Genomic DNA, 26,967 nt, shown 5'->3' with positions numbered 1-26,967 from the left:
CAGAGGCCCGGAACATCGCTTTTACCCGCAAAAGCTTCGTAAGATGGATCTAAGCTTTAGTTACAGGAAGGAAGATGGATATGGATAGTGGTGCATCTGCAACTGCTGCGGCGGTAAATCCGTTCGTACTGATTCAAATGCTGATGATGGCGGGGTACGGGGTCCTGCTTGTACTAGGGATCGTTCTTCTGATCGTGTTAATCAGGCTCGCCCTTAAAGCGAACAAAGCTCTCGATACGTACATGGCATCCAAACCGAATACGGCGGTGCTTCCGCCGGAAACGAAGGAGAGCTGAGTGGTCCCTCTGAAAATCAGGCTGGTTTATAACGCCATCTTTTTGGGTACGTTCGGAGTCCCTTTTTATTTCGTGTACTCGTTTATTTTCTTCGACTCGACACACCCGGCCCAAACGATCTATTTTGTCCTGATCTCTCTGGCTGCGATGAATATCCGGCTTCGTGAAAAGCTATTGTCTGTTCCCCAGAAAGAATCCCGCAAAAAGAAGATATTCGTGGGTGTGCTCGGCCTAAGTATGTTAACCGGTGTCTTTGCTTATTACGAAGGCTGGCAGACGGCCTTGCAGAAAGGGCCGCTTGGGATGCTGCTTATTATGGGAGGGCTGTATACGGGGCATCTGCTGCTAGAAAAGCTCATCGCCGCCCGGTTCCGGGCGGACAACCCTCCAGAGGAGAGTTCTTTGTCCTCTTAGGATTCGGGTCTCGCCTCACCCCGGTCAAACGGCAGGGAACCAAAGGTTCTCCTATCGAAAACACACTAATATGCCTGAGAAAACCGCGCGATTATCGCGGTTTTTTTAATACGGTCGCCATGGCGTTAACCTGTAATCATAGCGATGCGGATAACGCGCTCCTTTCTTTGGACGGGGATGGACTTTATCATGCCGTTTAGTATGCGGCCGGCAAGCCGCATTTTGCAGATCGTGGTGTGAGTCTGAAACCATAAACTGTGCTTAAAATCCACGCCCGGGTAATGTTTATATTGATTAACGGTTCCAAGCACGGTAAGATTTGTAAAATCAGAGTCATTGGGAGGAAGGCCGTTTGTCTGATGAACGAAAAGCATACATAGACCATTCGATGGTAAACATTCCGGGCGGAGAAATCGAATTAAGAGACGACCGTGTCCATACCAAATGGAAAGCCGAAATAAGACCGTTTCTGCTTGCCCGTTTTCCTGTAACCGAGGGGATGTACAAGGCAGTTACGACGAATTCAGCCTATTCACCGGACGAAAATTCGAAGCCGGCTGTGAACATTTCCTGGGAGGAAGCCGTTTCTTTTTGTAATTTATTTTCACGGCAAGCCGGACTGAAAGAATGTTATTCGATAAGCGGAGACGGTCTAACGATCCTGTGCGATTGGGAGGCGGACGGCTACCGGCTTCCTACGGAAGCGGAGTGGCAGTACGCATGCAAAGCGGGGACTGCCGGTTACAGATACGGAGATCTGGATGAGATAGCCTGGTACAACGAAAATTCGGGAGGCGGGGCACATGAAGTAGGGACCAAGGAACCGAACGCCTGGGGACTCTACGATATGCTGGGGAATGTCTGGGAGTGGTGCTGGGACGTCTATGACGAAAAAGTGTACGGTTCCTACCGGATTTTCCGCGGAGGCAGCTGGGCGGAAGAGGCCAGGGGCTGCGGGGCAACGTGCCGCCGTCGGAGCCATCCGACCTTTGGCATAGACGATCTCGGATTCCGTCTGGCCCGGTCGGGATAATTTTCGAATAAAAATGGTATAACCTGGGTATCGGTGAAAATCGCCGTCGTATAAAGGTGTACGCAGCACAAATAACGAATCCTATCAAGTCGTATTTACTTTTTACGGATACATCCGGCAGGGCAGCGGTTGCAAAAAACTAGCGGCTATGCTACTATGTCAATAATTTAGTGAATGGAGTTGAAGAGGATAATGTAAACTTTCTTGCTCATAATAATAAAACATAATAGCGAGAATTATCGCTAGTTTTATGTATTATTATGCAAGAAAGTTACACATCCTTCTCAACTCAAATCGGATATACATGTCTGACCCCGTCGCGGGTTGGATTTGTTTTTATATTTGAGCTGCGGGAAAGGTAACTTTCTTGCAGCTCTTATTTTTTTATTCAAAGGAGGAGGATTCAATCATGTCATTGATTAGAGTCTCTAACCTGACTTTCGCTTATGACGGCAGTTACGATAACATATTCGAAGAGGTAAGCTTTCAGATCGATACCGATTGGAAATTAGGTTTTACCGGGAGAAACGGCCGGGGGAAGACCACGTTCCTGAACTTGCTGCTCGGCAAGTACGAATACAGCGGAACGATTTCCGCCCAGGTCCAGTTTGAATATTTTCCTTATCCGGTGGATCACAAGGAAAATCTGACGCTGGATGTGATCCGCGACATTTTTCCGGATTATGTTCATTGGGAACTGATGCGCGAGCTTTCCTTGCTCAAAGTTTCCGAGGATGTGCTGGACCGGCCTTTTGACTCGTTATCGAACGGAGAGCAGACGAAAGTGATGCTGGCGACCTTGTTTCTTAAGGAGAATAGCTTTCTGCTCATTGACGAACCGACCAACCATCTCGACATGGAAGCGCGCAAACTGGTCAGCAGCTATCTGAGGAACAAAAACGGATTTATTTTGGTCTCTCACGACAGGGCTTTTCTCGATCACTGCGTCGATCACATTCTGTCCATTAACAAGACGAATATCGAAATCCGGAAAGGCAACTTCTCGGACTGGTGGACAAACAAAGAAATGCAGGACGAATTTGAGCTTGCGGAGAACGAAAAGCTGAAAAAAGACATCAAACGGCTGTCAGATGCGGCCAAACGGACAAACAACTGGTCGCATGAGGTCGAGAAGACGAAAAACGGGACAAGAAATTCCGGTTCCAAGGTAGATAAAGGATACATCGGTCACAAGTCTGCCAAAATGATGAAACGCTCCAAAAACATCGAGCAAAGACAGCAGTCCGCGATTGAAGATCGTTCGCATCTCTTAAAAAACATCGAAAGCTCCGAAAGCTTGAAGATTTCCCAGCTTGTTTATCACAAAAGCCAGCTTGCCGAGCTTGACCACGTGTCGATTCAATACGGAGATAAGACGGTCTGCAGCGATATCAGCTTTACGGTGGAGCAGGGAGAGCGGATTGCGCTTTCGGGTAAAAACGGTTCCGGAAAATCAAGTATTCTGAAGCTGATTCTCGGCGAAGATATCGACTACACGGGCACTTTCCGAAAGGGGAGCGGGCTGAAAATATCCTACGTATCGCAGGATACCGCGCATCTTCGGGGCAGCTTATCCGACTACGCCCGGGAAAACGGAATAGACGAAAGCCTGTTTAAATCGATCTTGAGAAAACTGGATTTCGCGCGGGTCCAATTCGAGAAGGACATTTCGTCTTATAGCGGCGGGCAGAAAAAGAAGGTGTTGATCGCCAAAAGTCTGTGCGAGAACGTTCATCTGCATATCTGGGATGAGCCGCTTAACTTCATCGACGTCATTTCACGGATGCAAATTGAAGAGCTGCTGCTTGAACATAAGCCGACCCTTCTTTTTGTGGAGCATGACCGTGAATTTTGCGACAATATTGCGACCCAGGTAGTGGAGCTTTAACTCTCATGGGCATACTCGAACACCGCAGTCCTACTGGACTGCGGTGTTTTTTGTGCGCAACTTCAATGAGTTGGATTCCATTGTTGCCCCTTGTTCTCTTGGGTCACAGATTATTTTCCCTAACCCGGTATACACATTTTCCTCCCCCGGCCAAAATATACTCGACACGTTCGACAAGAACATGCTCTCCGAGAAGTGTATTAAATAAATGCAGTTCATTATTGCATAACCCGGTACATGCAGCAGCGGCTTCACAGATCGGACAATGCTTCTCAATAAACAGAAAGCTTCCGTCGCCTTGATCCTTAACCTCGGCCATATAGCCTTCGATGGTTCGGATTTCGGCCAGTTTGTCCAGCTTCTCGCTTACGCCAGCTGCGCCGCCAAGGTGCTGAAGATATTGCTCCTGCATATTTTTATTCCGGACAGTCAGCAGCTTGTCCAGCCCCTCGTTTCCGAAAGCCTCTTTCATCGAATTGATCAGACTGACGGATAACTCCGAATATCCGCTTGGAAAAAAACGATCAGCCGCGGGAGTTAATCTCCACAGCTTAGTCGGCCGGCCCATGGGGCGGGCTTCTTCTTCGTAAGTCACCAATCCTTCTTCTTTCAGCGCATTCAAATGTTGGCGAATCGCCATTCCAGATAGCGAAAATTCGGAGGATAGTGCTACAACATCCGTTCCCCCCCGCTGCTTGAGCAGATCAATGATCGCTCTCCGGGTACTAGTCGAGGCATCCTTATGGGTTCGATTCCGGTTCATCATGAACCTCCTTATTCAGCAGCCGAATCTAGTTCACTTTCTACATTTTAAACAAAAATGTTGACAAAGTCAAAACCGGACTGTAATTTAAACTTTATCAACATAAATGTTTACTAAGTATCCGGATACGATGTATACATAAAATTTTTTTTGGAGGTCACATTTCATGTCGTCTAGTTCTCAGAGCATTTTCAGCCCGCGTTATTTTGCGTTGTCCATAGGAATCATACTGTCGGTGATGGCAGTCGGATTCGAAGGTTTATCGGTCACGACAATTGCCCCTTCTATTGCCGGTGACTTGAACGGCCTTGACCTATTCGGTTGGATATTCAGTACTTATCTGCTTGCGCAGATTATCGGCACCTTGGTCGTCGGTCGAATCATTGATAGACAAGGACCTGCAACCCCGTTCACTTTCGCGCTTATTTTGTTTGTCGTCGGTCTGATCGCTGCCGCAACAGCAGGCGATATGTATACGATGATAGGGGCTCGGGCTATGCAGGGTTTAGGTGCCGGAGCTATGATGACTTGCGTGTACACGGCAATATCTTTAAGTTATCCCGACGAATTACGTGCCAAAATCCTCGGCGCATTCGGTACTGCCTACGTTCTTCCGTCTATGCTCGGTCCGTACGTTGCGGGTCTTATCGCGGATCAATGGTCCTGGCGGTTTGTTTTCTGGGGGATATTGCCGATCCTGATTGTTTCGGCACTGCTGAGTTTACCTGCATTCAGGAAATTAAAAACACAGGGGACGCAAGGGGATAGCGGGGCTTCAGCCACATGGCTGGCCGTACTGTTAACGATAGGTACGGGGATTTTCTTAGTGGGTCTAAGCATGCTGCCGATCTTTACTGGGTTTGTTTTAGTCCTTATCGGCTTAGCGCTGATGGGATATCCGCTGCTCAATTTGCTTCCCAAGGGCACTCTTGCTTTCCGAAGAGGTATGCCGGCTATTCTGGCAACACGCGGGCTGTTCTTCGCTGCTTATGCCAGCACACAAAATTTCTTGGTATTGGCTTTAATCGATGTGAAAGGTATCACTCCTTCTCAGGCCGGATTAATTGTAGCGAGCGCCGCGTTAAGCTGGTGCCTCATTGCCTATTTGCAAGGACGCTGGGATGCGGCAGACCAAGGCCGGGGACGTCATACAAGAATTATTTTGGGTGTGCTATTGCTTGCAATTGGAATTGCCTTGGTTTTTTGGGTACCTGTTGTGACAGTGGCCGTTGCGGTTATCGGACAAATCATAGCCGGAATCGGTATTGGGTTGGCGCATCCTATTAGCGGGGTTGTGGCATTTTCCCAAACGGGGAATGGAGATGTTGGAGAAACTTCGGCAAATCTGCAATTCGCGGATTCTTTTACACCTGGCGTGGTCATTGGGATTGGCGGTTCTATTCTTGTCGTTTGTCAAGCTGCAGGGATGTCGCTGCAATCCGGATTAATTGTAACGATGGGCTTTCATCTCTTGTTAATCGTAACGAGTCTATTCGCCAGCACCCGGATCAGACCGGCAAACTAACCTATAAACAAGCATTCTAAAATTACAAATACAGCCGTTCCATGTCCTTTGTGAGGTGGGACGGTCCATACAAGCCATGTATAGATCTGCTCTTGTTACAAACATACCGACTAACAAAATGACGTTCAAAGGAGACATGCAATGATGATAGGGGTCAGTGAAGCGGCATCCGAAAAAATCGTCGAAATCTTATCAAGCGCTAATGCCCAAAATTCTTTTCTTAGAATAGGCGTTGAAGAGGGAGGATGCAGCGGTTTATCCTATACGCTTATAGCGGATGAGCAGAAAACAGAAGGGGATATCTTATTAAACAAAGGTGAATTTAGTCTATTGGTTCATACGAATAGTATTCAATACATTGAAGGTCTTCAAATTGATTATGAAGAAAGGGGAATGATAGGCGGGTTCACTTTAAATAACCCTAATGCAAAAGCTTCATGTGGATGTGGAGCTAGTTTCAGAATGGAAAATTACCGTGGGGAAGTTAAAAAATGTGATTAGCCTATAAACGCCAACTTGGTTTCAAACGTAAATATGTAAGGTGTTAAGAAATAGGGTGGCTCGGGACGGAATCGAACCGCCGACACTAGAATTTTCAGTCCTATGCTCCCGGTAAGTCATTTTCTAGGCTTCACGGCACTCTTGACGAATGCGGGAACAGTCCGAAAGACTCTTTTTGTGAGAGAGGATCTTTTATTCTTTCGTGAAATCCCGTATATTTTTCAAAAGGAGTAAAGGAGCTGCCCGTATGAATGAAGAATTGCGAGAACTGAATTTGGAGGAAGGCTCGGATATCTTTGAAATGACGCGCGAGATCGGCCTGGGGGCGAACGGGTTCGTGAACAGCTTTTACAGCGAAACCCGGGACGAGTTTTACAATCTGCTGCTTAAAAATTATAACATGGCGCGGGCCAAGCAGCTCCCGGAAGGGCTTGTCCCTCAAACGGTGTACTGGCTTTACGTGGGCGGCAGGCCCGTCGGCTACGGGAAAATGCGCCACGCGCTGAACGGCCAGCTCAAGAAACGGGGCGGCCACATCGGTTATGTCATCCGCCCGACGGAACGGGGCAAAGGCTACGCCAAGCTGCTGCTGCAGCTCCTGCTTAGGGAAGCCGCCGTCAAAGGCATACATGAAGCGCTGCTGACCTGCAACGAAGATAACGCGCCGTCGCGCCGGGTGATCGAAAGCTGCGGGGGCGTTCTGCAGGACACCATCGACGGCATTTGCCGGTACCACGTTCCCGCCGGACGGGTACTCGGATCGACCGGTACGTAGACGATTTACCGGACGCGTAGAACAGGCCGGGCATTGAAGCGGTTAAGCCGCTTGCCTTTCCCGCCATGTTCCGCCCATAAAAATACCCTCCATCCCGATAAGCGGATGGAGGGTATTCGTGTTATTTCGCCTTCGCGAACCTGCCCGGCACGTCGGCGGAGGCGGTCCGGCTCGTCGTGCTTTCGTTATGCAGCCGGTCCAGCGCGGTCACGACGTAACGCAGGGGCTTCCCGGCCGGGGCGGCGCGGTCGGTGAACGACTGGGCCCCACTTCCGCCGCTGCGCACGGTGCCGACCAGTCGTGCGGCCTCGGAGCCGCTGCCTTCGGCGCGGTAGACGGCGTAGTAGGCCGGGTTCCCGCCGCCGTCGCGCCAGTCCAGCCGGACGCCGTCCGCCGTGCCCTCGGCGGTGAGAGCCTTCGGCGGCTGGGGCGCCGCGCTCCCCAGCCAAGGCATGGGCGGCACCAGCGCCGGGCTGGCATACAGCTCCGTGTTCAGCCGGTCGCGGAATCCGAGGGGATTGCGGCGGATATCCTTGAGGCTGAACAGAATGCTGCCGCTGATTTTGCCGGCGCTGCGGGCGTTGAACTTGAGCTGATCCGGCAGCTCGTCGGGGTTTTGCCAGCCCGGCGGCTCATGCTGGCCGATTTTGAAGGGCGCGTGCCCGATGTACAGTTGGACCGGTTTGCCCTCGGTTTCTTTGATCCACCAGTCGGCCAGCTTATCGTAGGCCGCGGGCTTGAAGCCGAAGTTCCAATACAGCTGCGGAGCGATATAATCGACCCAGCCGGCATTGATCCACGCTCTCGTATCCGCAAAAAGCGTGTCGTAATTCGTCGTGCCCGCCGTCGTTTCCGATCCGGTCGGGTCCGCATTCTGGTTGCGCCATACACCGAACGGAGAAATACCGAATTTGACGTAGGGCTTTTCCTTTTTGATGGCGGCGTGGATGGCTTCAACGAGCCGGTTTACGTTATCTCTGCGCCAATTGGGCTTGGAGCCGAATTCCGATTTTCGATATTTTTGGTAAGCGGAATCGTCGGGAAAATCTTTGCCTTTCTCGGGATACGGGTAAAAATAATCGTCGAGATGAACGGCGTCGATATCGTATTTTTTGACGACTTCGCTAATGCCGGCCACGACAAAATCCCTGACCTCCGGTATACCGGGGTTGTAATACCGGGTTCCCGCATAAACCGCTACCCAGTCGGGGTGCTTCAAAGCCGGATGATCGGCGGCAAGCTTCGCGGTGTCTTTGGTTTTACCGATTCGGTAAGGGTTGAACCAGGCGTGGAATTCCAGGTTGCGCTTGTGCGCTTCCTCGATCATAAAAGCGAGAGGGTCATATCCCGGTGACTGGCCTTGTTTCCCCGTCAAGACATCCGACCAGGGGCCGTACTCGGATGGGTAAAGAGAGTCGGCGTTGGGCTTGACCTGTACGATGACGGCGTTCATGCCCACATTTTTGGCTTCATCCAGCATGGCGATGAACTCCTGCTGTTGTTTGGCGGCGGACAGCCCTTGGCTCGACGGCCAGTCGATGTTCCAGGCCGTGGCGATCCAGACGGCCCGAAGCTGCCGGGGGGCGGATAATGCCTGATTTTCCGCCTGTGTAATCGAGCCTGCCTTAGAGCCCGCGGCGCTCAGCGTTTGGGCAAGCAGCGATTTCCGGCCCCCCAGGGACCCGGTCAGAAACACGAGCAAGGCTGCTGTAAAGGCTAATGCGACCAGTGCGGCGATGTGCTTTTTGTTCATGAGTGAAGACATCCTCCTTGCAGGTGATACCCCATTCTATGAGGGGAAAACCGACTCTATGACGAAAAAAGCCGAAGGGAGAGATGCTAGAGTGTTCACAAAGCTGCAATAAGCGGTGTGATTGGAATCACCAGGGGAAGGGGTGTGATTTTTTATACTGAGAACAAGAACGAACACGAAGGGGAGATTAATTATGTTGAAACCCGAAACGATTGCGATCATCAAGTCCACCGTACCGGTGCTGGAAGTACACGGAAAAGCCATTACGACCCGTTTTTACGAAAAGCTGTTCAAAAGCCACCCGGAGCTGCTGAATTTGTTCAACCACGGCAACCAGAAGCAAGGGCGGCAGCAGACGGCTCTGGCCAACGCGGTGTATGCGGCCGCCGTTCATATCGACCGGCTTCATGAAATCATGCCGGCCGTCAAGGGGATTGCCCACAAGCACGTTAGTCTGGGCGTGACGCCGGAGCAGTATCCGATTGTCGGCGAGAATCTGCTCGCGGCGATTTCCGAGGTGCTGGGCGATGCGGCGACGCCGGAAATTCTCGGCGCCTGGGAAGAGGCATACTCCGTAATCGCCGCGGCTTTTATCGGCGTGGAGACGGAAATGCGGATGAGGCGCTCCATCAGCCGGGGGGCTGGGCGGGATTCCGCAAGTTTACGGTGCAGAAGAAAACGCCGGAAAGCGGGAACATCACGTCGTTTTACCTGGTGCCGGAGGACGGGGGAGCGCTGGCATCTTTCGAGCCGGGTCAATATGTGACCGTGCAGATGAAAATCCCCGGACGGGAACATCTCGTGAACCGGCAGTACAGCTTGTCGGACCGTCCGGGACAGCCTTATTACCGGATCTCGGTGAAGAAGGAAGCGGGCACGGATACCCGCGAGCCGGGAGTCGCGTCGACTTATCTGCATGAAGCCGTGCGGGAAGGCGACACACTTCTGCTTTCCGCTCCCGCCGGAGACTTTACGCTTAACCGGTCCGCGGATACACCGGTCGTGCTCCTGTCCGCGGGAGTCGGCTTGACGCCGCTGATGAGCATGCTGAGAACGATCCGGTCCGAGCAGCCGGCGCGGTCCGTTACGTTCATCCACAGCGCTGCCTACGGAGGACTGCACGCCATGAAGGATGCGATGACTGCGGCGGCGGATGAAACCTGTCTGCGCACGCATATCTGCTACACGAACCCGACGGAAGAAGACAAAGCCGCTGGCACCTTTCATTCGGAAGGCCGGCTGACAGCGGAGAAGCTGAAGGAAATAACGGCGGAAGCCGGCGGACATGCCGACTATTATATTTGCGGCCCCGTTTCGTTTATGCGCGACATGATCGGGTACTTGCAGAAGCTGGGTGTTCGGCCGGAATCCGTCCACTATGAATTTTTCGGCCCGTCCCTTACCCTGTAATAAAAAAACGGGTCCGCCATGGCGGACCCGTTTTCTTGGCGCTTATCGCTGCTTCCGGAGAAGCCGGTTGACCGTTTCGCGCCGCAGGCCGACGAGCTGCCCGATCTCTTCCTGGGTCAGCACATCGCTAAGCGGAATATCCCCGACATAGCGGGCGAACCACTGACCGAGCAGCTCGATTTTGCGGGCGGGGGTGAGCGCGGTAAGCTGATCGATGCGCTGCTGCATCGCCCTCAGCTTATCTTGCAGCACAAGAGCGGCATCCCGGTAGCGGAGAGGATTCTCTTCAAGCCCGGCGTACCACTGTGCGGCCGGAATGACCTCGACTTCGCTTGTAATCAGGGCAATCGCGGTCCCGTGGTATTCTTTGGGCGTGAGCAGCGAATGGTGCGGAATCAGCTCGCCGGGGTTCAGAATGTTGAACAGAAACTGTTCCCCGTTCTCCTGAAGGCGAACGACTTTAAACAGACCGCTTCGGATGCGGAACAAGGGGCCTTGTTCGCCTTGGCGGAACAGCACCTCGCCTTTATGCAAAATCATCGGGGAACCCGCCTTTCTTTTTGTTCATAGAAATGTAGAAAGAATGTACCGTTTTCGCCCAGTTTCCGGTTATAATCGAGGAAGGATCTTTACAGGATACCGGAAAACCAATTTTATCGAGGTGGAAAACGTCGTGGCAACAACTTCTTTGGACGCGTTAACAACCGGCATGTTCGTAACGAGCCTGCTGCTGATCCTTTTTATCGGGTCAATGGTCAGCATGAGCATCATGCGGTTTTTTCAGAAAAAGAAAGTCCAGGGGACCGTCTACCTCGTAGTCGGCCTCGCGGCCCTCGTTACGTTCATCGTCATGGCTTCGGGATGGAGTTCGTAACTGTCCGGCTCCGGTTAAAAAATTCGCCTGCCCGTCTTCCCGAGAAGGAAGCGCGGACAGGCGTTTTTTTGTGCCGTAAAAAAAGTGCGCAAAGCCGGTAAACCCGGGTAAACCGGATTTGTCCGCAGAATCCGTTACTTGTTCATAACCTGCAAAATTTCGTACAGGAGAAAGAGCAGGGCAATGACGTACAGGGTTGCGGAAACCTGGCGGCCTTTACCCGCCGCAAGTTTCACGACCGGGTACGCGATAAAGCCGAACGCGATTCCGTCGACGATGCTGTAAGTCAGCGGGATCATCGCGATCACGAGAAAAGCGGGAAACGCTTCGCTGAAATCCTCGAAAGGGATCGCTTTAATGCTGCCGAGCATAAGCGAGCCGAGGATAATCAGCACGGGCGCGATCGCGCTGTCCGGAATGGCTTGAAGCAGCGGCACCGCAAAGTAGGAGCCGAGAAACAGAACGCCGGTGAATACGGCGGTCAGACCCGTGCGTCCGCCGGAAGCGATGCCGGCCGAGCCTTCGACCGCGGATACGGTCGGGCTCGAGCCGAGCAGCCCGGCGGCCGCGTTTGACACCGCCGCGGCCTGAAACGCGCGGCGGTAGGTGTCCGGGCGCCCGAAGCTGGCCGTCTGGCTGTGGATCAGGCCCAGGTTCTCGAAGACGATGACCATCGCCATCGAGAAGGCCGCGATCCAGAACGGAAGCGACCATAGGCCCCCGAAGGAAAGCGCGCCGAAGACGGCGGCGGCATCGCGAAGCCCGAACCCGGGGCCTTCCGCAGCCGGGTTGATCAGTCCGAGCAGCCAGGCGACGGCGGTTCCGAACACGATGGCGATGAGGAAGCTGCCGTTCACCCCGCGGACGTACAGCACGGCCATGAGGGCGAGCGTCAGCAGGGTCACGAGCGCTTCGGGGCTGCCGAGATCGCCCAGCGCGATAAACGTCGAGGCGCTCGGCACGACGATCCCGCTTTTTTGCAGCCCGATAAACGTCAGGAACAGCCCGATGCCGACCCCGATCGCTTCTTTCAGCGTATGCGGGACCGATTGCGAGATCCGCCCGGCCAGCCCCGTGAAGGCGACCAGACAGAAGAGAAACCCCGAGACGAAGACGGCCGCAAGCGCTTCCTGCCACGACAGTCCCATCGTATGCACGACCGTGTACGTGAACAAGGCGTTGATTCCCATGCCCGGCACGATAACAAGCGGCGTGTTGCTCCACCAGCCGATCAGCCAGCAGCCGACGAACGAAGTGGCGATGGTGGCGATCATCCCTGCCTGAACGGGTATTCCGGCGTCCGCAAGAATCGCGGAATTGACAATAATAATATAGACGCTGGTCACGAATGACACCAATCCGGCCATGAGCTCGCGGCGCACGGTCGTTCCGTGGGCTTTAAGCCCGAACCGGCGATCGAGAAAACGTACCAACATTCATCCTTCTTTCTGAAGTATCCCTCGGCCCACCCTCGAAACGCCGGGTATGTAAATCCGTATCCGTTTCGCTTGAATCATTATAACCAGAAACACCTGAGGAAGCTACCGTTATTGTGTTAGTATGGCAGCTTTCTCCCCAAAGTATCGCAGGGGGCGAACAAGCTTCGCAAGTCGCGCCCGAACTCCGTCACAGCCCGGATCAGGATCGCCCTGTACAGGGAAACTGTGTGAAACGATGAAACGATGACCAAAAGCCCTACCACAGCCCTTGATCAAATCTCCGTTAACGTGCCGGCCGAAAAATAATGACGGATGAAGTCCCGGAATTTTTGCGCGGCTTTGGACAAATAGCGCTTTTCGTGCCAGGCCAACTGGTAAGAGCTTAAACAGACGGGGTCCGTAATCGGAATCCGCACCATTAGAGCCGTCGGCGGCTCTTCGCTGCGGTTGCAGGCTCCTACGAAGGCGACGCCGAGACCCGCCTGGACGAGCGCCGCTTTGGCCGACGGTTCGTTGACTTCGCACGCGAAATCGGGCGTCATGCCCGCCTGCCGGAACAGCGCGTCGTCCCTTTTGCGGAAGACGTGCTCTTTTTTGTACCCGATAAAAGACTCCCCGGCCGCTTCGCTCAATGTGATGCTCGTACGGTCCGCCAACCGGTGCCCGGGCGGTACGGCCAGAAAAACTTCTTCGCTGAGGATCGGCTCCTCGATGATGCCGGGGCGGCCGACCGGATAAGCGGTGAAGCAGAAATCCGCTTCCCCGCTTTCAAGCATCTCGGCCAGCTCTTCCGTCGGTGCCTGTGTGAGACGGAAGCGGACATGGGGATACAGCGCGAGGAATTCGCCCAAAGGGCCTGACAGCCGGTTAAGGACCGGCGAAGCGACGGAGATGCTTCCCTGCTCCATCCCGGCCAGATCCTCAACTTCTTTGCGGCCTTCTTCCAGCGCGTTGAGGGCGACCTCCGTTTTTTTCAGGAAGGCTTTCCCGAACGCGTTGAGGGTGATTTTCCGTCCTTGGCGGTCGAATAAAGGCACACCCAGATCATCCTCGAGACGGGCAATTGTTTTGCTCAGCGCTGGCTGGGCGATGTGGAGCTCTTCGGCGGCTTTAGTCATGTGCTGAAGCCTGGCGACTGTGCGGAAGTACTGGAGCTGCAAAATTTCCATACGCCCCTCCTCTTATATACTCTATGGAATAAGTAATATGCGGTAAGATGTATTTTTTATTATGAGATCTCCATTATAAAATGCAGATAAGGGTGCGGGCAACAACTGAAAATGGAGCGCAGCGGCCTATCGTGCAGCACATGCAGCCGCATAAAGAGGAGGAATCATGGATGAAAGCAATGGGGTTTACCAAGTTCGGCTCTCCGGAGGTTCTGGAGCCGATGGAGCTTGCAACGCCGCAGGCAGGCGAAGGGGAAGTGAGAGTGCGGGTCAAGGCGGCTGGCGTCCAGCCGGTAGATTGCGCGATTCGCACGGGGTTCCGGCCCCAAGGCGTTCCCGTATCGCTGCCTCACGTGACCGGCGGCGAGTTCGCAGGCATCGTGGATCAGACGGGGAGCGGCGTTACCGCGTTCGCGCCCGGGGACGAAGTGCTCAGCTTCCGCATGCAGTACACGTACGCCGAATATGTCGTCGTCCCTCAGGAGCAGCTCGTCCGGAAGCCGACCGCGATGCCGTGGGAGGCGGCGGGCGGCCTGTCGGGAGCGGGGCAGACAGCCCTCACGGCGCTGGAAGAGCTGGCCGTCGGCCCCGGCGATACGCTGCTGATCAACGGGGCTGCGGGCGGGGTGGGGACCGTTGCGGTGCAGGCGGCCCGCGCGAAGGGAGCCGCCGTGATCGGAACCGCCAGTCCCGCCAACCACGACTATCTGCGCTCGATAGGAGCCGTACCTGTCACGTACGGGCCGGGACTTGCGGAGCGTGTCCGGGCACTCGCGCCGGGCGGAGTGGACGCCGCTCTGGACGCGGGGGGGAGCGGACGGGCTGCTTGCGGCGGCGGAACTCGTTCCCGACCGGAACCGGATCGCGACGACGGTCGCCTTCGAGCTTGCCGGTGAACTCGGCGTCCGCTGGATCCGCAGCAGACGGTCGGCGCAGCGGCTGGCCGAGCTGGTTGAGCTGTATAGCCTGGGACAGCTCCGCATTCACATTCGGAGAGCGTTCCCTTTGAGCCAAGCCGCCGAAGCGCACAGAGAGATGGAGACCGGTCACGGCCGGGGTAAAATCGTGCTGACGCTGGAAGATTGAAACCTTCACGGAGGCAGAGAGAAAAGCCTGTTGAACAATTCAACAGGCTTTTTCGGCGCCGGAATCGACCTACTGAACGGGCGAAGGGAATTTGCCTATGCCGGGGTGCGGTTTCGAGCTGACGTATGCGCGGGGATTTACACTCCTTCGAGGCGTTCTTTCAACCGGACAATTTGTCCCAAGTGGTGCTCCAGATGTTCTTCATAATCTTCGATGAGCCAGCGGAGAGTAACGGGCTCGTGTTCTCCGATTTTGCAGAGCAGATCCCCCTGCTCCGGGGTGATGGACGCGATAGCCCGCGCAGCCTGGCGGTTCAGGCTTCCCCACAAGGTGATAATTTCCTCGGAAGGAGTATGCCGGTAATCCTGCGCGGCTACCCACTCATCCTGCTTGCAGGGCTGGAACACGGCAGGCTGCTCGGCATACCGGGTGACGATAAAACGCGGCAGATTGTTGAGAGCCGAGTCGCAAAGATGACCGAGTATTTCGTTAACGGACCATTTGTCCGCTCCGGGCCGCCTCGCGAGAAGCGTTTCATCTACCGGTTCCAAAAGGGACGCAATCTCATACGTTCTGTCGTGAATTCTTGCGGCAATTTCTTTCATAGGAATACCTCCGTCGGGTGGACTGATTTCTTACTCCAGCATACAAGGAAAAATGAAATCGGAAAATTCGAAAGTTTAGATCGAATCAATCGGTTATTTCGATTGTTGTCTCTTTTTTTTTTCGTGTAAAAAAACTCTATCCCGCAGGGGGACAGAGCTTGACTCGGCCGTGCCGTAAAATCCGTACAATCCGGTTTAGTTCATATTGATCCAGACGCTTTTGACTTCACAGTAATTGTTCAGCGCATAGGAACCCATCTCGCGTCCGAGGCCGGACTGCTTGTAACCGCCGAACGGAGAAGCCGCGTCGAACACATTGTAGCAGTTGACCCAGACGGTGCCCGCTCGGAGCTTGCCCGCGATGTAGTGGGCATTTTTGACGTTTTCCGTCCACAGCCCGGCAGCTAGTCCGTAATCCGTATCGTTGGCGCGGGCGATCACATCGTCCAGATCATCGAAAGGCAGGGCCGTGACGACGGGGCCGAATATTTCTTCTTTGGCGATGGTCATGCTGTCCTGAACGCCGGCAAAAACCGTCGGCGCCACGAAATAGCCTTCCTCGAACGGATTCGTCCCTCCCGTCAGAAGCTCGGCGCCTTCCTCCAGACCGCGCTCGATGTAGCCGAGCACCCGGTTCTGCTGCTCCTCCGACACAAGCGGCCCGATCTGGGTGTCGGGGCTTAAGCCCGCGCCCTGCTTGAGCTTGCGGGAATACAGCACCAGGTCGGCGACGACGTTGTCGAACATCTTCTTCTGGATGAACAGGCGGGAGCCCGCGCAGCAGACCTGCCCCTGGTTGAACATAATCCCCGAAAGCGCCCCCGGAATCGCCCGGGACAAATCGGCATCGGGGAGGATGATGTTCGGGGATTTCCCGCCCAGCTCCAGTGTCACCCGCTTCAGACGGTCGGCGGCCTGGCGCATGATCGAGCGGCCGACTTCCGTGGAGCCGGTGAAGGCGACCTTGTCGACCTGCGGGTGGCCCACGAGCGCCTGGCCCGCCGTCTCGCCGTAGCCCGGCACGATGTTGACCACGCCCGGCGGGAAGCCCGCTTCTTGGATCAGCCCGGCGAGATAGAGGGCCGAGAGCGGCGTCTGCTCGGCCGGCTTGAGCACGACGGTGCAGCCGGAAGCCAGCGCGGCGCCGAGCTTCCACATCGCCATGAGCAAGGGGAAGTTCCACGGGATAATCTGCCCGACCACTCCGACCGGCTCATGCCGTGTGTAGTTGAAGTACCCGCCCCTGACGGGGATCGTCTGGCCGACGATTTTAGTAGACCAGCCGGCGAAGTAGCGGAGATGCTCGACGGCCAGCGGCAGATCGGCGGTGCGCGTCTCCGCGATGGGCTTGCCGTTGTCGAGCGTTTCGAGCTGGGCGAGCTCCTCCAGGTTGTCTTCGACGAGATCGGCCAGCCGGTAAATAAGCCGGCTCCGTTCCGCGGCGCTTAACCCGGGCCAGGGGCCTTCGTCGAAAGCGCGCCTGGCGGCTTTTACGGCCAGGTCGATATCTTCTTCGGTCGCTTCGCTCACGACCGCCAAAATATCGCCCGTTGCCGGATTCGGGGTCGTGAAGGTGCTCCCGTAAACGGAATCGACGAATTCTCCGTCGATGAAAAGCCGTTTCGTTCCGTTCAGGAACCGCTGGATTTTGGGTCGGACTGTCAGGGTCAGTTCGTTCATTTCACACTGCCTCCTTAGGAAAGGTATCATGCTCGGCTCAGTTCGCGACGCTTGTCATCCGTGATATTGTATCTATATCAAACTAGCGCGGAAAATATGACAGAAGTCTTGCAAAGTTTCCGGGTCTATCCCGCTGATAAGCGAACATGATAAAATAATGAGACCTTTGTAAAAAGGGAAGAAGGAAGCCGGCCTGACGGGCGGGCGTACAAAAGATTTGCCGGGGAAAGGGAGGTTGGGATCATGCTGCTCAGCCGGGATCAGAAAGAGCTTATTTTGACGGTATTGAAGAAGGAAAACAAACGGATACTTTCGGGCCATAAAGGGCCGCTGCTTAAAAAGACCATCGCCGATTTGGAGCAGGCGCTCCGCAATGAAGCGATTAACGACAAGCGTTGAGCGGGGAGAGATTTCCGGTCACCGGTCAAACAACAAAAAAGATCCCGGACGGGATCTTTTTCGCGGGGCCGTATGTAAGAGGCCGGATCAACTATTCGTGACTGAGTTTTAATAGAGAGACAGAGCAAGTGTATCGCTTTCGCGGCGGGAGTGCAGAATCGCTTCCGTTCCCTCGATTTCGATGGAGATAAGGTTCTCCAGACACGTCTTTACAGCGCGTTTTCCGTTGTTCCACTTCGCTTCCAGGGCAATTTTCAATAAGCTTAATGCTTTTTTGCTCGCTTCTGTATAAAAGACGGGTATTTTTTGATTGTTAAATACGATAATGGTTTTCATGTGATTTCTACCTCCTGTAAGATAGATCAATCTTTGAAAATAGTATAAATTACGAATATTAAAGGAAACTTAAAAAAACGATAGATTTTTCAATTTTTTTTTGGAAACGATCAACCTCCGCCACAGAATGTTTGAAATTTAAGGGGAAAAGCGTTTGTTTTCATAAATTTAAAGTCAAAAACTAGGAGTTTGCCGGCTAATCCGCAAAGATCCACTTACTACTAAACGGTTTTTCATAATATGAAACGAAATATGTTTCAGAAAAGTTTTGCTTAATGTTCAAATCCGTGGAGGTTTAAAAATGAGAACACCTATATTTTACGGTTCCGTTCATGTTTTTCTGTCCCGCAATGGGGAAACGCTTCTATTAAAGAGAAAAAATACGGGGTTCATGGACGGGAAGTGGAGTGTCGTAGCCGGAAGAATCGACGGCGGAGAAGAAGTGAAAGCCGCCGCCGTACGGGAAGCGAAGGAAGAGGCGGGAATCGACATCCGGCCCGAGGACCTGGAAATCACCGGCATTATGCACCGCAAAAACACGAATTCCGAGTGGATCGACTTTTTCCTGAGGGCGCGCGGCTGGCAGGGCGAAATCGGCAACATGGAGCCCCATAAGTGCGAAGAGCTCCGCTGGTTTCCGGAAGACGCGCTTCCCGCCGATATGGTGCCCTATGTGCGCGAGGCGCTTTTGAACCGGCAGGAAAGCCTCTGGTTCGATAGCTTCGGCTGGGCGGGCGTTCCGGTGCAGGCAGCACCATAAAATTACTTTAAAAAAGCTATGCTTTTGTTGTTTGTTTTTTATGGGAAAACCATGTGTTAGTTGCTTCAGAGTCAGGTATATTTATAACATAGGAAATCGAGAGAGACACACGAACACCGGAAAACACTCCAATCAGCAGCCATCGGCTTTTATAGCCCGGCTGCTTTTTTATTTCGCCGGATCATCCGAAAACTCTCTCGATTGCCTAACCCGAAAATCCGCCCGTAACCGCCAGCCGGTCACGACGGATTTTTTTATGATGGAAAGGAGGCGGGGAATACGAAAACAAACCGCTATAAACGGAGGCGGCCGCATCGGCCGGAAAACGCCAAAAGCGGCATCCGCGGAGGTGAAGCCCGGTGAGCACGAGCATTCTGCTTCAGACGCTCAAAAGCTTCGTGGAACAATCGGTGCGGGACACCGGAGCGGGCGATCGGCCCGTGAGAGTCCATGTCGGCTGGCTTCCCGGAGCCGAAAAGTTTCCGCCGGCCAAGCCGGATGAACCCGCGCAATTGCTGCCGGAGGGCTTGTTTCCTTTTGTCCTGCTGAGGGCGCTGGAAGGGGAGGACGGGAATGAAGAAGGCTCCGTCAAGGTCCGGCTTCATTTCGGAACCTCCTCGACCGATCCGTTCGGTTATGCGGACGTACTGAATCTGATCGAGAAAGTACGCCAGGCCGTTCTTAAGAAGGAAATCATCGGCGGGATGTTCGAGCTTCAGCGTCCGCTGAAATGGAAGCTCGCCAACACGCAGGCTTACCCGCAGTGGACGGGCGAAATGGTGACCGAATGGACCGTGCCGTCGCCTGTACGCGAGAATCTGGTCTACGACTAAATCGTAGAGACGCAAAGCAGCCGCAGCAGCTTCAGGTTTTAAGGAGTAAGGATTAAAGAGTTCTACCAAAACCAACTTGTTCACATTCGAAGGGAGATTATTAACTATGTCAGAACGTCACGGTATTTATACAAGCGAGGTGCCCTTCTCGGTCATGACCCCGGTATCCCCGCAGGCGACCATTCCGGTCGTATTCGGTACGGCGCCCGTTCATCTGTCCAAACTGGCCGCAGCGCCGGTGAATACGCCGATCCTTTGCAAAAGCTGGGACGAGGCGGTAGACGCTTTCGGCTACTCGGAGGACTGGGAGTCTTACACGCTGAGCGAATTCATGTACTCGCATTTCCGCTTGTACAAGCAGGCGCCGGTTGTGCTGATCAACGTTCTCGATCCGGCCGCGCACAAAACGTCCGCCGCTCCTTCCGAAGCGGTTGTGACAGCGGGAATGGCCGTAGTGAGTGCGGAGGGTATCTTGCCTTCCAGCGTAACGGTTCAATCCGCGGACGGCGCGACGACTTACAGCAAGGAAAAAGACTATACGCTCGCTTTTGATAAAAAAGGCCGTCTGATGCTCTCCGTTGTGAAAGGCGGCGCTATCAGCCCCGCCGCAACCGCGCTGAAAGTCGGCTACGACAAGCTGGACCGCTCCAAAGTGACGGCGGCCGATCTGATCGGCGGTACGGACGCGGCAACGGGCGAAGTGACCGGTCTGGATCTGATCAAGCAGGTTTTCCCGCGCTTTCAGCTCGTTCCGACACTTGTGCTCGCACCGGGATTCTCTCACGACCCGCAAGTCGCATCCGTGTTGGCCGCTAAAGCGGAAAGCATCAACGGTCATTTCAAAGCGATGGCGCTGACCGATCTGCCTGCCGACCGTCCGTTCACCGACCTTGCCGTTTTCAAGAAAGAAAACGGATATGCCAGCGAACGTCAAATCGCCGCTTATCCGAACGTGACCAAGGACGGCCGTACGTACCGCTTCTCCACGCATCTCGCCGGCGTCATGTGCCGCACCGATCTGGAGAGCGACGGTGTGCCGCACCGCTCGCCGTCCAACAAGCTGCTGCAAGCCGACGGAACGGTGCTGGATAACGGTACCGAGCTTCCTCTTGGACCGGACGAAGCCGAATATTTGAACAATCAAGGCATCTTCACCGCGCTGAATTTTGTCGGAGGCTGGAAAACTTGGGGCAACCGCACGGCCGCTTTCCCGGAAATTACGGACCCGCAGAATGCGTTTATTCCGGTCCGCCGCATGTTCGACTGGATTCAGAACTCGGTCATCCTGACGTACTGGAAGCATGTCGACGATCCTGCCAACAAACGTCTCGTTGAATCGGTGACGGATTCCCTGAATATCTGGATGAACGGTCTTCAGGCGAGCGGTTATATCCTCGGTGGCCGGGTGGAATTTATCAAAGAAGAGAATCCCGCAACGGATCTGATGAACGGCAAGCTGAAATTCCATATTTTCGTTACACCGCCGAGCCCGGCTCAGGAAATCCAATTCAAAATCGAATATGACGCGCAGTATCTCGGCGCTATCCAATCCTAAGGAGGAATTTCAACATGGCTAAACAAGTACGCGATAAAATTGTAGGGTACACGGTATACAAGAACGGCAGTCAATTTCTGGGGGTAGCGACAGTTGAACTGCCCAGCCTCGAATATCTTTCGGAATCCGTAAAAGGTGCGGGCATCGCGGGTGAAGTCGAGAGCCCGACGATCGGCCAATTCGGTCCCATGACCTGTTCGCTGACCTGGAATACGATGGACCCGGCCGCTCTGGAGCTTCTTGCTCCCGAAGCGCATGCGCTAGATTTCCGCGCTTCCCAGCAATCCTATAATACGGCGACCGGTATTTACGCGACCGAAGGCGCCAAGATTACGGTTCGCGCTTTCCCTAAAACCGGTACGCTGGGCAGCCTAGAAGTCGGTGCGGCGATGGAAGGTTCCACCGAGTTTGAAGTCGTTTACCTGAAAGTGTCCGTTGGCGGTAAAGTCATGCTGGAAGTGGACAAATTCAACTACATTTTTGTCGTGAACGGCAAAGATCAGCTCGCATCCGTCCGCGCGGATCTCGCACTTTAATTCAAATCCATCCGATACCTGAAGGGAGAAATTAATCCATGTCCGAAAATAAAACCAAAACTCCAGCCGCAGAAGCAGGTCAAACCGAAACGGTCGATGAGCGTGTCTATAAGCTCAGTCGGCCGTTTACTTTTGAGGGAACCGAATATACCGAGCTGCTGCTCGATTTCGACAGCCTGACGGGCGGAGACCTGCTCTCTTGCGAGGGACAAATGAACGCGATGTCCTCGGGTAACGAAGTCGTGCCAGTGAAGCAAATTTCCCAGACGTATCAAGCTTTGGTAGCCGCCCGCGCGGCCAAAGTCCCCATGGATCTGATTAAGGCGCTTCCCGGCAAAGATTTCTCCAAAATTCTTGTCCGGTCGCAAAATTTTTTGCTGGGCTAGGGATGGGCAGAGAAGGAGGACGCACCCTGCGCAAGCTGGTGGCCTCCTTCTCGGTTGCCACCAAAACGCCCATTCCTTACTGGCTCAGTCTTCCGGTAGCCGAGCTGCTGGAGTGGACGGAACCGATCCAAGAGGTAACTGCGAAAAGGGGGTGAGAAAAAATGGCGAATGGGACTAATCTTCCGGCGACAGTAAATCTTCAACTGGATACGGCTTCCGTGACGAACGTCACAAAAATGATAAAAGATGTTCAATATACGCTTCAACAGTTAGTTATAGTTAATATTCCACCAGACATGTTAAAACCGCTTAGTGAAGAAGTGAAAGAAACCGATTCTGCACTTAAGAAAGCTAAAAAGACACTCGACGGTTTTGCTAATGGACTTAAGACTATAAAAGGCATTCAGGCTTCTTTCATGGGCGTAGTCACTAAAATCGATGAATTTAATGTAGCCATGAAGCAAGTTCAGGCGTCAACAGGGGTCAGTAAAACCGAAATGGTTGAGCTGGAGGCTTCAGCGAAGGCTTTGTATAAGCAAAATCTTGGAGGTACCTGGAATGATCTTGCAGGCTCGCTATCCACGGTTAAACAGTTGACTAATCAACAGGGTGCCGCTTTACAGGAAACGACTAAAAACGCGATTGTCTTTAAAGACGTTTTCGGAAAAGATGTAAAATCGTCCGCCGCTTCAGCTGAGTACATGATGAAAGATTTCGGTATTTCGAGTACGGAAGCCTATAACTTATTTGCTCAGGGTGCGCAGAAGGGCCTGGAGAAATCGGGAAATCTTTTGGATTCCGTGAATAAATACGGGGCCCATTTTAAAACCATGGGTTTTTCGGCAAACCAAATGTTCAATACCTTCGGTTTGGGAACAAAGCTGGGTGTATCCGGGTTAGATACTATCGGCGGGGCCATGAAAGAATTTAGCACAACCTCTACAAGTGGCAGCAAGGATAGTGTTGCGGCATTTAAAGCCCTTAATATGGATGCTGAAAGTATGACCCAAATTTTCTCGAAAGGCGGTCCGGAAGCTCAAGCCGCTTTCAATAAAGTTGCAACTTCCCTGGCATCTATCACAGATCCGATGAAGCGCAATGAAATCGGCATTAAATTATTCGGAACTTCGTTTAAAGGACTACAGCAGGATGTCCTTATGGCTATGGGATCGGCAAGAAGCGAATTTGATATGACAAAAAATACGATGGCCCAGCTTTCTACTGTGAAATATGACACATTAGGAGATGCTTTTAATTCGATTGGCAGACAACTTTTTGTTGAGATTTTGCAGCCGATTCAAAACATGGCCATGCCTGTATTATCTCAGTTTGCTGATTCTCTTATCGTTGCCATTCCGGCTGTAAAAACGGCGATTAACGAAGTATTTAACACGGTCATGACTATGGGACCTCAAATTGGTTCATTTATTACCGGTTTTCTTGAAGAGCATCAAAAAGCCATCCTCGGGGTTGCTGGGGTTCTAACCTTGGTTTTCGGACCTGCTCTAGTCAAAACGGGCTTACAAGCTTTATCAGCAGGTTATCAAGTTGTCACAACCTTTGTCAAAAGCATTGTGAAAGCGGGCCTTGAGTCGGTCGTTGCAGCGGGTAAAATGACAGGGGGTATTATAGCTGCCATGTATAAATTCGCTGCTCAGGGATGGCAATCTGCGCTAGCGTTAGGAAGAAACACTATCGCAGTATTGAGAAACGTGGCAGCCATGGCACTTTTGAAGGCTCAGCAAATAGCAACCACTGTCATATTGTGGGGGATGGCAGCCGCCCAAAATGGAGTGAATTTAGCTTTTCTAGCCAATCCTATTACATTGGTCGTAATTGCATTGGCGGCTTTAGTAGCAGGAGGAATAGCGCTCTATAAAAACTGGGATACGGTGAAAGCGAAGGCGTACGATCTGTGGACTGCCATGCAGGGCACATTCGGAAGCATAGGAGCTTTTTTCAGTAATCTCTGGACGGATATAAAAAACGGGGCAATTGACGGAATAAATTTCGTCATTAATGCCATCAATTCGGGCATCTCAAAAATAAACGGTATGAGCATCAATGTACCTAGCTGGCTCGGGGGCGGAACTTTCGGGATGAATATCCCGCCGATTCAGACTATCGCAAAAAGCACTCCTTCCCAAGGAGCCACAAATAAAGGGAATCCGGGTTCTGGAACAGCCTCCCCCCCCCAAGGGTTTAATTTTAAAGGTTATCCGCTCATCGGGACAGGCTATTCCCCTCCTAAAGGACCTCCATTTAAGGCTTATGCAAAAGGCGGAATTGTCTCAAGTCCCGAGCTCGCCTGGATCGGCGAAGGAGGAGACCGCGAGGTCATCATTCCGATCAACAATTCGGACCGCAGCCGCGGATTGTATGCGGCCGCAGGCCGGATGCTGGGCGTTTCGCCTGCCGGAGGTTCGTCCGGAAGCGGGGCCTTTGTTTTTAACCCGTCGTATAACTTCTACGGAAATGCCGATCAGGCCGCTGTCCAGCAGATGGAGCAGAGAACGAGACGGGATTTTGAAAGAGAATTCAACACCTATCTACGTCAAAAAGCGCGGGTGAGCTTTGTATGATTTACACCACGATTCAAGGAGATACCTGGGATGGGCTCTCTTATCAGTTTTACGGGAGCGAGCGGTTTATGCCGCTCCTCTTGAATTTTAACGAGAAACATGCGGAAATCGTCGTTTTTCCGGCCGGCATTACACTTGAAATTCCGCCTAAACCGGCTCAGTCGTCGGATACGCTCCCACCTTGGAAAAGGAGGGAGCCCGTATGAAGGACGTATTGGACGCAAGAAGGGCGGAGCTGGTTGTCGAGTACAACGGAAAAGATATCACCCGATCCTTGGCGGATTCTCTCGTGGATTTTACGTACAACGATGCGGCGCCGGGATCGCTCGACGATATTCAACTTTCGCTTGAAGACAGGCTGCAAAATTGGCAGGGGCCCTGGTCGCCGTCAGCCGGCGATACGATCAAGGCCGAAATCAGGACCTTCGGCTGGAATTACCCGGAGGAGGAACAAAAGCTCCCCTGCGGGACGTTTGAAGTCGACTCCTTCGATTTCGGCGGTCCGCCGGACACCGTGAGCATTAAGGCTGTTTCACTTCCCGTCGATTCCGGTATCCGTCAGGAGAAGCGCACGAAGGCGTGGGAAAACGTCACTCTGCGCACGTTGGCGGGCGATGTGGCACGAGCGGCCGGACTGACGCTGTTCTATTCGGCTGACGTCGATCCTGCCTATGAGAGGCTGGAACAGACCGATCAGTCCGATTTGGGCTTTTTGAACGAACAGGCCATGAAAGAAGGAATTGCGGTAAAAGTATCCGAAGGCCAGCTCGTCTTGTTCGATGAAGCGGAGTATGAGAAAAAGGATCCGGCGCTGACCTTGGTCCGCGGAGAAGACGCCGTTGCGAGTCACAAGTTCGGCTGGAGCACCGCTTATACCGCTTACCGGGCCTGCGAGGTCACCTATTCGGATTCCGCGAAAAACACGACTTACCAGGCGATGTACGTGCCTCCGGGCGCTCCGGCGGAAGGACCTGTTTTGAAAATTAACGAACAAGTCGATTCCGAGGCGGCGGCTATGCGTCTTGCGGCCAAAAGCCTGCGCGAGAAGAACAAAGAAGCCGGAAAAGCGAGCCTCTCCTTGTCGGGGGATGTCCGCATAGCTTCCGGGGTTACGCTTCTTCTTCAGGGATGGAACCGGTTCGACGGCAAATATTTGATCGAGAGTGCAAGCCACAAAGTGGGCAGCGGCGGCTACACGACCGATATTGAAATCCGAAAAGTACTGGGGTGGTGAGATGGCTTCAGAAAATCCTGTAATCCGGGCCGGCATCGTATCCAGCGTCCAGGCTTCAGAGGGGACCGTGCGGGTCACTTTTCCGGACCGGAATCAATACGTTACGGCCGGTCTGCCGGTTGTTTCTCCCATGGGAGGATGGGCGCGCGGGAACAGCCTGCCGGCGGTCGGCGAGAATGTGCTTTGCGTTTTTGCGGGAAGTGGTCTTCAGGCGGGTTTTTGCCTGGGGACTTTTTTTACGGCCGCTAAAAGCCCGCCCGGCTTACCGTCGCAGCGCGGCGTGTGGTTTGAAGACGGCAGCAGCGTCTATTACGACCGGCAATCGGGCGTGCTCCATGTTAAACCTGCCGGCAGCGTGAAAATTGAGGGCGACCTGATCGTAACCGGAACATTGACGAGAGGCGGTGAGGCGCTATGATCGGGACATTGGGCGATATTGTGTTTATTGCGACTGCCGACACGATTCGGACTTTCGACGATTTTAAAAGAAGCAGCTCAAGCCGTTGGGCCAAACATGAGATTCTCGGCAAAAAAGCCAGAACGCAGTGGATCGGTCCGGGTTTGGACACGATCTCTTTTACGATGCGGTTCGACCTCCGGTACGGGATTAACCCGCGCAAAGAGCTGGACAAGCTGGTAGAAACCGAGCGTTCGGGCAAAGCGATGTCCCTCACTATAGGCGGCAAGGGACTGGGCGTAGCCTTTTGGGTCATTACGTCTCTGGAGCAATCTTGGGATAAAGTCGATAACCGGGGCAATATTTTGCTCGCGTCGGCTTCCGTTTCTTTGGAGGAATATGTATGAAAATAGACTATACCGTTGATATGCGAGAGCCGGGAGGGTTTTATTTCGGCCCCAAGAGCGAAGCGGAAGAGGTCATCCAGAACTTGCGGACGATTCTGAGCCTGCCTGCGGGCTCGGCTCCTTTTGCCAGGAATATGGGGATTCCGTTCGAAGAACTTGACGAACCCATGCCCGTTGCGAAAGCCCGGATGGGCGGCAGCGTGATGACCGCGATTCTGGAACAGGAGCCGAGAGCTCTGGTGGAAGAGATCCGTTTTTACGAAGATGAAACGAGCGGAAGCGCAGGCAGGCTTATCCCTGTCATCCGCTTTAAGCTGAGAGAGGGGTGAAG

29 protein-coding genes, 1 tRNA gene and 2 pseudogenes are annotated in these 26,967 nt (G+C 53.5%); 23 read left to right on the top strand and 9 right to left on the bottom strand.

The annotated features are described in order from the left end of the window. The first annotated feature begins 80 nt into the window (after window positions 1–80). The 4 genes from PCH01S_RS08080 (at window position 81) to PCH01S_RS08065 (ending at window position 3,631) form a co-directional block, all read left to right on the top strand. The gene (locus PCH01S_RS08080) at window positions 81–296 is read left to right on the top strand and encodes a hypothetical protein (protein ID WP_241688845.1); all 216 of its coding nucleotides are present in this window, start codon (window positions 81–83) and stop codon (window positions 294–296) included. After that, the gene (locus PCH01S_RS08075) at window positions 297–710 is read left to right on the top strand and encodes a hypothetical protein (protein WP_042228268.1); all 414 of its coding nucleotides are present in this window, start codon (window positions 297–299) and stop codon (window positions 708–710) included. It abuts the gene before it with no gap. A gap of 352 nt (window positions 711–1,062) precedes the next feature. Next, window positions 1,063–1,743 (top strand): formylglycine-generating enzyme family protein, encoded by a 681-nt coding sequence (locus PCH01S_RS08070; RefSeq protein WP_042228265.1) that lies wholly within the window; start codon window positions 1,063–1,065, stop codon window positions 1,741–1,743. A gap of 409 nt (window positions 1,744–2,152) precedes the next feature. Continuing rightward, a complete protein-coding gene (locus PCH01S_RS08065) occupies window positions 2,153–3,631 on the top strand; it encodes an Lsa family ABC-F type ribosomal protection protein (protein WP_042228264.1) in 1,479 nt (492 codons plus the stop codon). Between the two features lie 103 nt (window positions 3,632–3,734). Here the strand turns inward: PCH01S_RS08065 and PCH01S_RS08060 are convergent, their stop codons facing one another. Beyond that, a complete protein-coding gene (locus PCH01S_RS08060; RefSeq protein WP_042228263.1) occupies window positions 3,735–4,394 on the bottom strand; it encodes a helix-turn-helix transcriptional regulator in 660 nt (219 codons plus the stop codon). Between the two features lie 166 nt (window positions 4,395–4,560). Between PCH01S_RS08060 and PCH01S_RS08055 the strand changes: the two genes are divergently transcribed. Next, the gene (locus PCH01S_RS08055; RefSeq protein WP_042228261.1) at window positions 4,561–5,919 is read left to right on the top strand and encodes an MFS transporter; all 1,359 of its coding nucleotides are present in this window, start codon (window positions 4,561–4,563) and stop codon (window positions 5,917–5,919) included. Window positions 5,920–6,060: 141 nt separating this feature from the next. After that, window positions 6,061–6,420: a HesB/IscA family protein gene (locus tag PCH01S_RS08050; RefSeq protein WP_241688846.1), complete on the top strand. Its 360-nt coding sequence runs from the start codon at window positions 6,061–6,063 to the stop codon at window positions 6,418–6,420. Window positions 6,421–6,476: 56 nt separating this feature from the next. Here PCH01S_RS08050 and PCH01S_RS30330 read toward each other — a convergent pair. Further along, a tRNA-Phe gene (locus PCH01S_RS30330) sits at window positions 6,477–6,550 on the bottom strand. Window positions 6,551–6,667: 117 nt separating this feature from the next. On the opposite strand from PCH01S_RS30330, the gene PCH01S_RS08045 reads away from it, so the two are divergent. Next, the gene (locus PCH01S_RS08045) at window positions 6,668–7,195 is read left to right on the top strand and encodes a GNAT family N-acetyltransferase (protein ID WP_042228260.1); all 528 of its coding nucleotides are present in this window, start codon (window positions 6,668–6,670) and stop codon (window positions 7,193–7,195) included. A gap of 121 nt (window positions 7,196–7,316) precedes the next feature. Here PCH01S_RS08045 and PCH01S_RS08040 read toward each other — a convergent pair whose 3' ends face one another. Beyond that, complete coding sequence (locus PCH01S_RS08040) at window positions 7,317–8,948, bottom strand: glycoside hydrolase family 10 protein (RefSeq protein WP_042228259.1); 1,632 nt, start codon at window positions 8,946–8,948, stop codon at window positions 7,317–7,319. A gap of 193 nt (window positions 8,949–9,141) precedes the next feature. On the opposite strand from PCH01S_RS08040, the pseudogene hmpA reads away from it, so the two are divergent. Then, window positions 9,142–10,358 (top strand): annotated as a pseudogene (hmpA, locus tag PCH01S_RS08035) (NO-inducible flavohemoprotein). Between the two features lie 42 nt (window positions 10,359–10,400). Here the strand turns inward: hmpA and PCH01S_RS08030 are convergent. Next, entirely contained in the window at window positions 10,401–10,898 is a 498-nt protein-coding gene (locus PCH01S_RS08030) for a Crp/Fnr family transcriptional regulator (protein ID WP_042228257.1), read from the bottom strand. 133 nt (window positions 10,899–11,031) lie between these two features. On the opposite strand from PCH01S_RS08030, the gene PCH01S_RS08025 reads away from it, so the two are divergent. Then, window positions 11,032–11,232: a hypothetical protein gene (locus tag PCH01S_RS08025; RefSeq protein ID WP_009675561.1), complete on the top strand. Its 201-nt coding sequence runs from the start codon at window positions 11,032–11,034 to the stop codon at window positions 11,230–11,232. Window positions 11,233–11,366: 134 nt separating this feature from the next. Here the strand turns inward: PCH01S_RS08025 and PCH01S_RS08020 are convergent, their stop codons facing one another. Both PCH01S_RS08020 and PCH01S_RS08015 read right to left on the bottom strand, forming a co-directional pair. Then, entirely contained in the window at window positions 11,367–12,665 is a 1,299-nt protein-coding gene (locus tag PCH01S_RS08020; protein WP_129112560.1) for an NCS2 family permease, read from the bottom strand. A 278-nt stretch (window positions 12,666–12,943) separates the two neighbouring features. Next, window positions 12,944–13,840 (bottom strand): LysR family transcriptional regulator, encoded by an 897-nt coding sequence (locus tag PCH01S_RS08015; protein ID WP_042228255.1) that lies wholly within the window; start codon window positions 13,838–13,840, stop codon window positions 12,944–12,946. Between the two features lie 170 nt (window positions 13,841–14,010). Between PCH01S_RS08015 and PCH01S_RS08010 the strand changes: the two are divergent. Beyond that, window positions 14,011–14,926 (top strand): annotated as a pseudogene (locus PCH01S_RS08010) (NADP-dependent oxidoreductase). 137 nt (window positions 14,927–15,063) lie between these two features. Here PCH01S_RS08010 and PCH01S_RS08005 read toward each other — a convergent pair. Both PCH01S_RS08005 and PCH01S_RS08000 read right to left on the bottom strand, forming a co-directional pair. Further along, a complete protein-coding gene (locus PCH01S_RS08005; protein ID WP_042228253.1) occupies window positions 15,064–15,531 on the bottom strand; it encodes a DinB family protein in 468 nt (155 codons plus the stop codon). 195 nt (window positions 15,532–15,726) lie between these two features. Continuing rightward, entirely contained in the window at window positions 15,727–17,211 is a 1,485-nt protein-coding gene (locus tag PCH01S_RS08000) for an aldehyde dehydrogenase family protein (protein ID WP_042228252.1), read from the bottom strand. Between the two features lie 243 nt (window positions 17,212–17,454). Between PCH01S_RS08000 and PCH01S_RS30825 the strand changes: the two genes are divergently transcribed. Next, complete coding sequence (locus PCH01S_RS30825) at window positions 17,455–17,610, top strand: hypothetical protein (protein ID WP_164977123.1); 156 nt, start codon at window positions 17,455–17,457, stop codon at window positions 17,608–17,610. Window positions 17,611–17,718: 108 nt separating this feature from the next. Here PCH01S_RS30825 and PCH01S_RS07995 read toward each other — a convergent pair whose 3' ends face one another. Continuing rightward, complete coding sequence (locus PCH01S_RS07995) at window positions 17,719–17,946, bottom strand: hypothetical protein (RefSeq protein ID WP_009675610.1); 228 nt, start codon at window positions 17,944–17,946, stop codon at window positions 17,719–17,721. A gap of 301 nt (window positions 17,947–18,247) precedes the next feature. Here PCH01S_RS07995 and PCH01S_RS07990 point away from each other — a divergent pair, with 301 nt between their 5' ends. The 12 genes from PCH01S_RS07990 (at window position 18,248) to PCH01S_RS07940 (ending at window position 26,965) form a co-directional block, all read left to right on the top strand. Continuing rightward, window positions 18,248–18,706 (top strand): NUDIX hydrolase, encoded by a 459-nt coding sequence (locus PCH01S_RS07990; protein ID WP_042228250.1) that lies wholly within the window; start codon window positions 18,248–18,250, stop codon window positions 18,704–18,706. 359 nt (window positions 18,707–19,065) lie between these two features. Continuing rightward, window positions 19,066–19,539 carry a hypothetical protein gene (locus tag PCH01S_RS29260; RefSeq protein WP_053228680.1) on the top strand — a complete coding sequence of 158 codons (474 nt, stop codon included), beginning with the start codon at window positions 19,066–19,068 and terminating at the stop codon, window positions 19,537–19,539. Between the two features lie 106 nt (window positions 19,540–19,645). Next, complete coding sequence (locus tag PCH01S_RS07980) at window positions 19,646–21,094, top strand: phage tail sheath family protein (protein WP_042228248.1); 1,449 nt, start codon at window positions 19,646–19,648, stop codon at window positions 21,092–21,094. 14 nt (window positions 21,095–21,108) lie between these two features. Further along, window positions 21,109–21,630, top strand: coding sequence for a phage major tail tube protein (locus tag PCH01S_RS07975; protein WP_042228246.1), 522 nt, complete (start codon window positions 21,109–21,111; stop codon window positions 21,628–21,630). Window positions 21,631–21,668: 38 nt separating this feature from the next. Continuing rightward, window positions 21,669–22,016: a phage tail assembly protein gene (locus PCH01S_RS07970; protein ID WP_053228679.1), complete on the top strand. Its 348-nt coding sequence runs from the start codon at window positions 21,669–21,671 to the stop codon at window positions 22,014–22,016. Window positions 22,017–22,018: 2 nt separating this feature from the next. After that, complete coding sequence (locus tag PCH01S_RS30325) at window positions 22,019–22,171, top strand: hypothetical protein (protein WP_156972804.1); 153 nt, start codon at window positions 22,019–22,021, stop codon at window positions 22,169–22,171. Window positions 22,172–22,177: 6 nt separating this feature from the next. Continuing rightward, window positions 22,178–24,598, top strand: coding sequence for a phage tail tape measure protein (locus tag PCH01S_RS07965; RefSeq protein ID WP_042228244.1), 2,421 nt, complete (start codon window positions 22,178–22,180; stop codon window positions 24,596–24,598). Further along, window positions 24,595–24,804, top strand: coding sequence for a tail protein X (locus PCH01S_RS07960; protein ID WP_042228242.1), 210 nt, complete (start codon window positions 24,595–24,597; stop codon window positions 24,802–24,804). Before PCH01S_RS07965 ends, PCH01S_RS07960 begins: the two co-directional genes overlap by 4 nt. Continuing rightward, entirely contained in the window at window positions 24,801–25,832 is a 1,032-nt protein-coding gene (locus tag PCH01S_RS07955; protein WP_042228240.1) for a phage late control D family protein, read from the top strand. Before PCH01S_RS07960 ends, PCH01S_RS07955 begins: the two co-directional genes overlap by 4 nt. Before the next feature lies 1 nt (window position 25,833). Beyond that, window positions 25,834–26,250 (top strand): phage baseplate assembly protein V, encoded by a 417-nt coding sequence (locus PCH01S_RS07950; RefSeq protein ID WP_042228238.1) that lies wholly within the window; start codon window positions 25,834–25,836, stop codon window positions 26,248–26,250. Beyond that, window positions 26,247–26,636 (top strand): phage tail protein, encoded by a 390-nt coding sequence (locus PCH01S_RS07945; RefSeq protein WP_042228236.1) that lies wholly within the window; start codon window positions 26,247–26,249, stop codon window positions 26,634–26,636. Before PCH01S_RS07950 ends, PCH01S_RS07945 begins: the two co-directional genes overlap by 4 nt. After that, on the top strand, window positions 26,633–26,965 hold the full coding sequence (locus PCH01S_RS07940) for a GPW/gp25 family protein (RefSeq protein WP_053228678.1): 333 nt from the start codon (window positions 26,633–26,635) through the stop codon (window positions 26,963–26,965). The genes PCH01S_RS07945 and PCH01S_RS07940 overlap by 4 nt, the downstream gene beginning before the upstream one ends. Window positions 26,966–26,967: the final 2 nt, after the last annotated feature.

Source organism: Paenibacillus chitinolyticus NBRC 15660, from assembly GCF_000739915.1.
Classification (GTDB): Bacteria; Bacillota; Bacilli; order Paenibacillales; family NBRC-103111; genus Paenibacillus_F; species Paenibacillus_F chitinolyticus.
Note: the sequence above shows the minus strand (reverse complement) of the source record. Positions and strands in the feature narration are given on the sequence as shown.

What these genes read in the sequence shown, in the direction of transcription:
- PCH01S_RS08080 (WP_241688845.1), top strand. Translation starts at nt 81, where the DNA reads ATGGATAGTGGTGCATCTGCAACTGCTGCGGCGGTAAATCCGTTCGTA.
- PCH01S_RS08065 (WP_042228264.1), top strand. Translation starts at nt 2,153, where the DNA reads ATGTCATTGATTAGAGTCTCTAACCTGACTTTCGCTTATGACGGCAGT.
- PCH01S_RS08060 (WP_042228263.1), bottom strand. Translation starts at nt 4,394, where the DNA reads ATGAACCGGAATCGAACCCATAAGGATGCCTCGACTAGTACCCGGAGA.
- PCH01S_RS08055 (WP_042228261.1), top strand. Translation starts at nt 4,561, where the DNA reads ATGTCGTCTAGTTCTCAGAGCATTTTCAGCCCGCGTTATTTTGCGTTG.
- PCH01S_RS08050 (WP_241688846.1), top strand. Translation starts at nt 6,061, where the DNA reads ATGATGATAGGGGTCAGTGAAGCGGCATCCGAAAAAATCGTCGAAATC.
- PCH01S_RS08045 (WP_042228260.1), top strand. Translation starts at nt 6,668, where the DNA reads ATGAATGAAGAATTGCGAGAACTGAATTTGGAGGAAGGCTCGGATATC.
- PCH01S_RS08040 (WP_042228259.1), bottom strand. Translation starts at nt 8,948, where the DNA reads ATGAACAAAAAGCACATCGCCGCACTGGTCGCATTAGCCTTTACAGCA.
- PCH01S_RS08030 (WP_042228257.1), bottom strand. Translation starts at nt 10,898, where the DNA reads ATGATTTTGCATAAAGGCGAGGTGCTGTTCCGCCAAGGCGAACAAGGC.
- PCH01S_RS08015 (WP_042228255.1), bottom strand. Translation starts at nt 13,840, where the DNA reads ATGGAAATTTTGCAGCTCCAGTACTTCCGCACAGTCGCCAGGCTTCAG.
- PCH01S_RS08005 (WP_042228253.1), bottom strand. Translation starts at nt 15,531, where the DNA reads ATGAAAGAAATTGCCGCAAGAATTCACGACAGAACGTATGAGATTGCG.
- PCH01S_RS08000 (WP_042228252.1), bottom strand. Translation starts at nt 17,211, where the DNA reads ATGAACGAACTGACCCTGACAGTCCGACCCAAAATCCAGCGGTTCCTG.
- PCH01S_RS30825 (WP_164977123.1), top strand. Translation starts at nt 17,455, where the DNA reads ATGCTGCTCAGCCGGGATCAGAAAGAGCTTATTTTGACGGTATTGAAG.
- PCH01S_RS07995 (WP_009675610.1), bottom strand. Translation starts at nt 17,946, where the DNA reads ATGAAAACCATTATCGTATTTAACAATCAAAAAATACCCGTCTTTTAT.
- PCH01S_RS07990 (WP_042228250.1), top strand. Translation starts at nt 18,248, where the DNA reads ATGAGAACACCTATATTTTACGGTTCCGTTCATGTTTTTCTGTCCCGC.
- PCH01S_RS07980 (WP_042228248.1), top strand. Translation starts at nt 19,646, where the DNA reads ATGTCAGAACGTCACGGTATTTATACAAGCGAGGTGCCCTTCTCGGTC.
- PCH01S_RS07975 (WP_042228246.1), top strand. Translation starts at nt 21,109, where the DNA reads ATGGCTAAACAAGTACGCGATAAAATTGTAGGGTACACGGTATACAAG.
- PCH01S_RS07970 (WP_053228679.1), top strand. Translation starts at nt 21,669, where the DNA reads ATGTCCGAAAATAAAACCAAAACTCCAGCCGCAGAAGCAGGTCAAACC.
- PCH01S_RS30325 (WP_156972804.1), top strand. Translation starts at nt 22,019, where the DNA reads ATGGGCAGAGAAGGAGGACGCACCCTGCGCAAGCTGGTGGCCTCCTTC.
- PCH01S_RS07965 (WP_042228244.1), top strand. Translation starts at nt 22,178, where the DNA reads ATGGCGAATGGGACTAATCTTCCGGCGACAGTAAATCTTCAACTGGAT.
- PCH01S_RS07960 (WP_042228242.1), top strand. Translation starts at nt 24,595, where the DNA reads ATGATTTACACCACGATTCAAGGAGATACCTGGGATGGGCTCTCTTAT.
- PCH01S_RS07955 (WP_042228240.1), top strand. Translation starts at nt 24,801, where the DNA reads ATGAAGGACGTATTGGACGCAAGAAGGGCGGAGCTGGTTGTCGAGTAC.
- PCH01S_RS07950 (WP_042228238.1), top strand. Translation starts at nt 25,834, where the DNA reads ATGGCTTCAGAAAATCCTGTAATCCGGGCCGGCATCGTATCCAGCGTC.
- PCH01S_RS07945 (WP_042228236.1), top strand. Translation starts at nt 26,247, where the DNA reads ATGATCGGGACATTGGGCGATATTGTGTTTATTGCGACTGCCGACACG.
- PCH01S_RS07940 (WP_053228678.1), top strand. Translation starts at nt 26,633, where the DNA reads ATGAAAATAGACTATACCGTTGATATGCGAGAGCCGGGAGGGTTTTAT.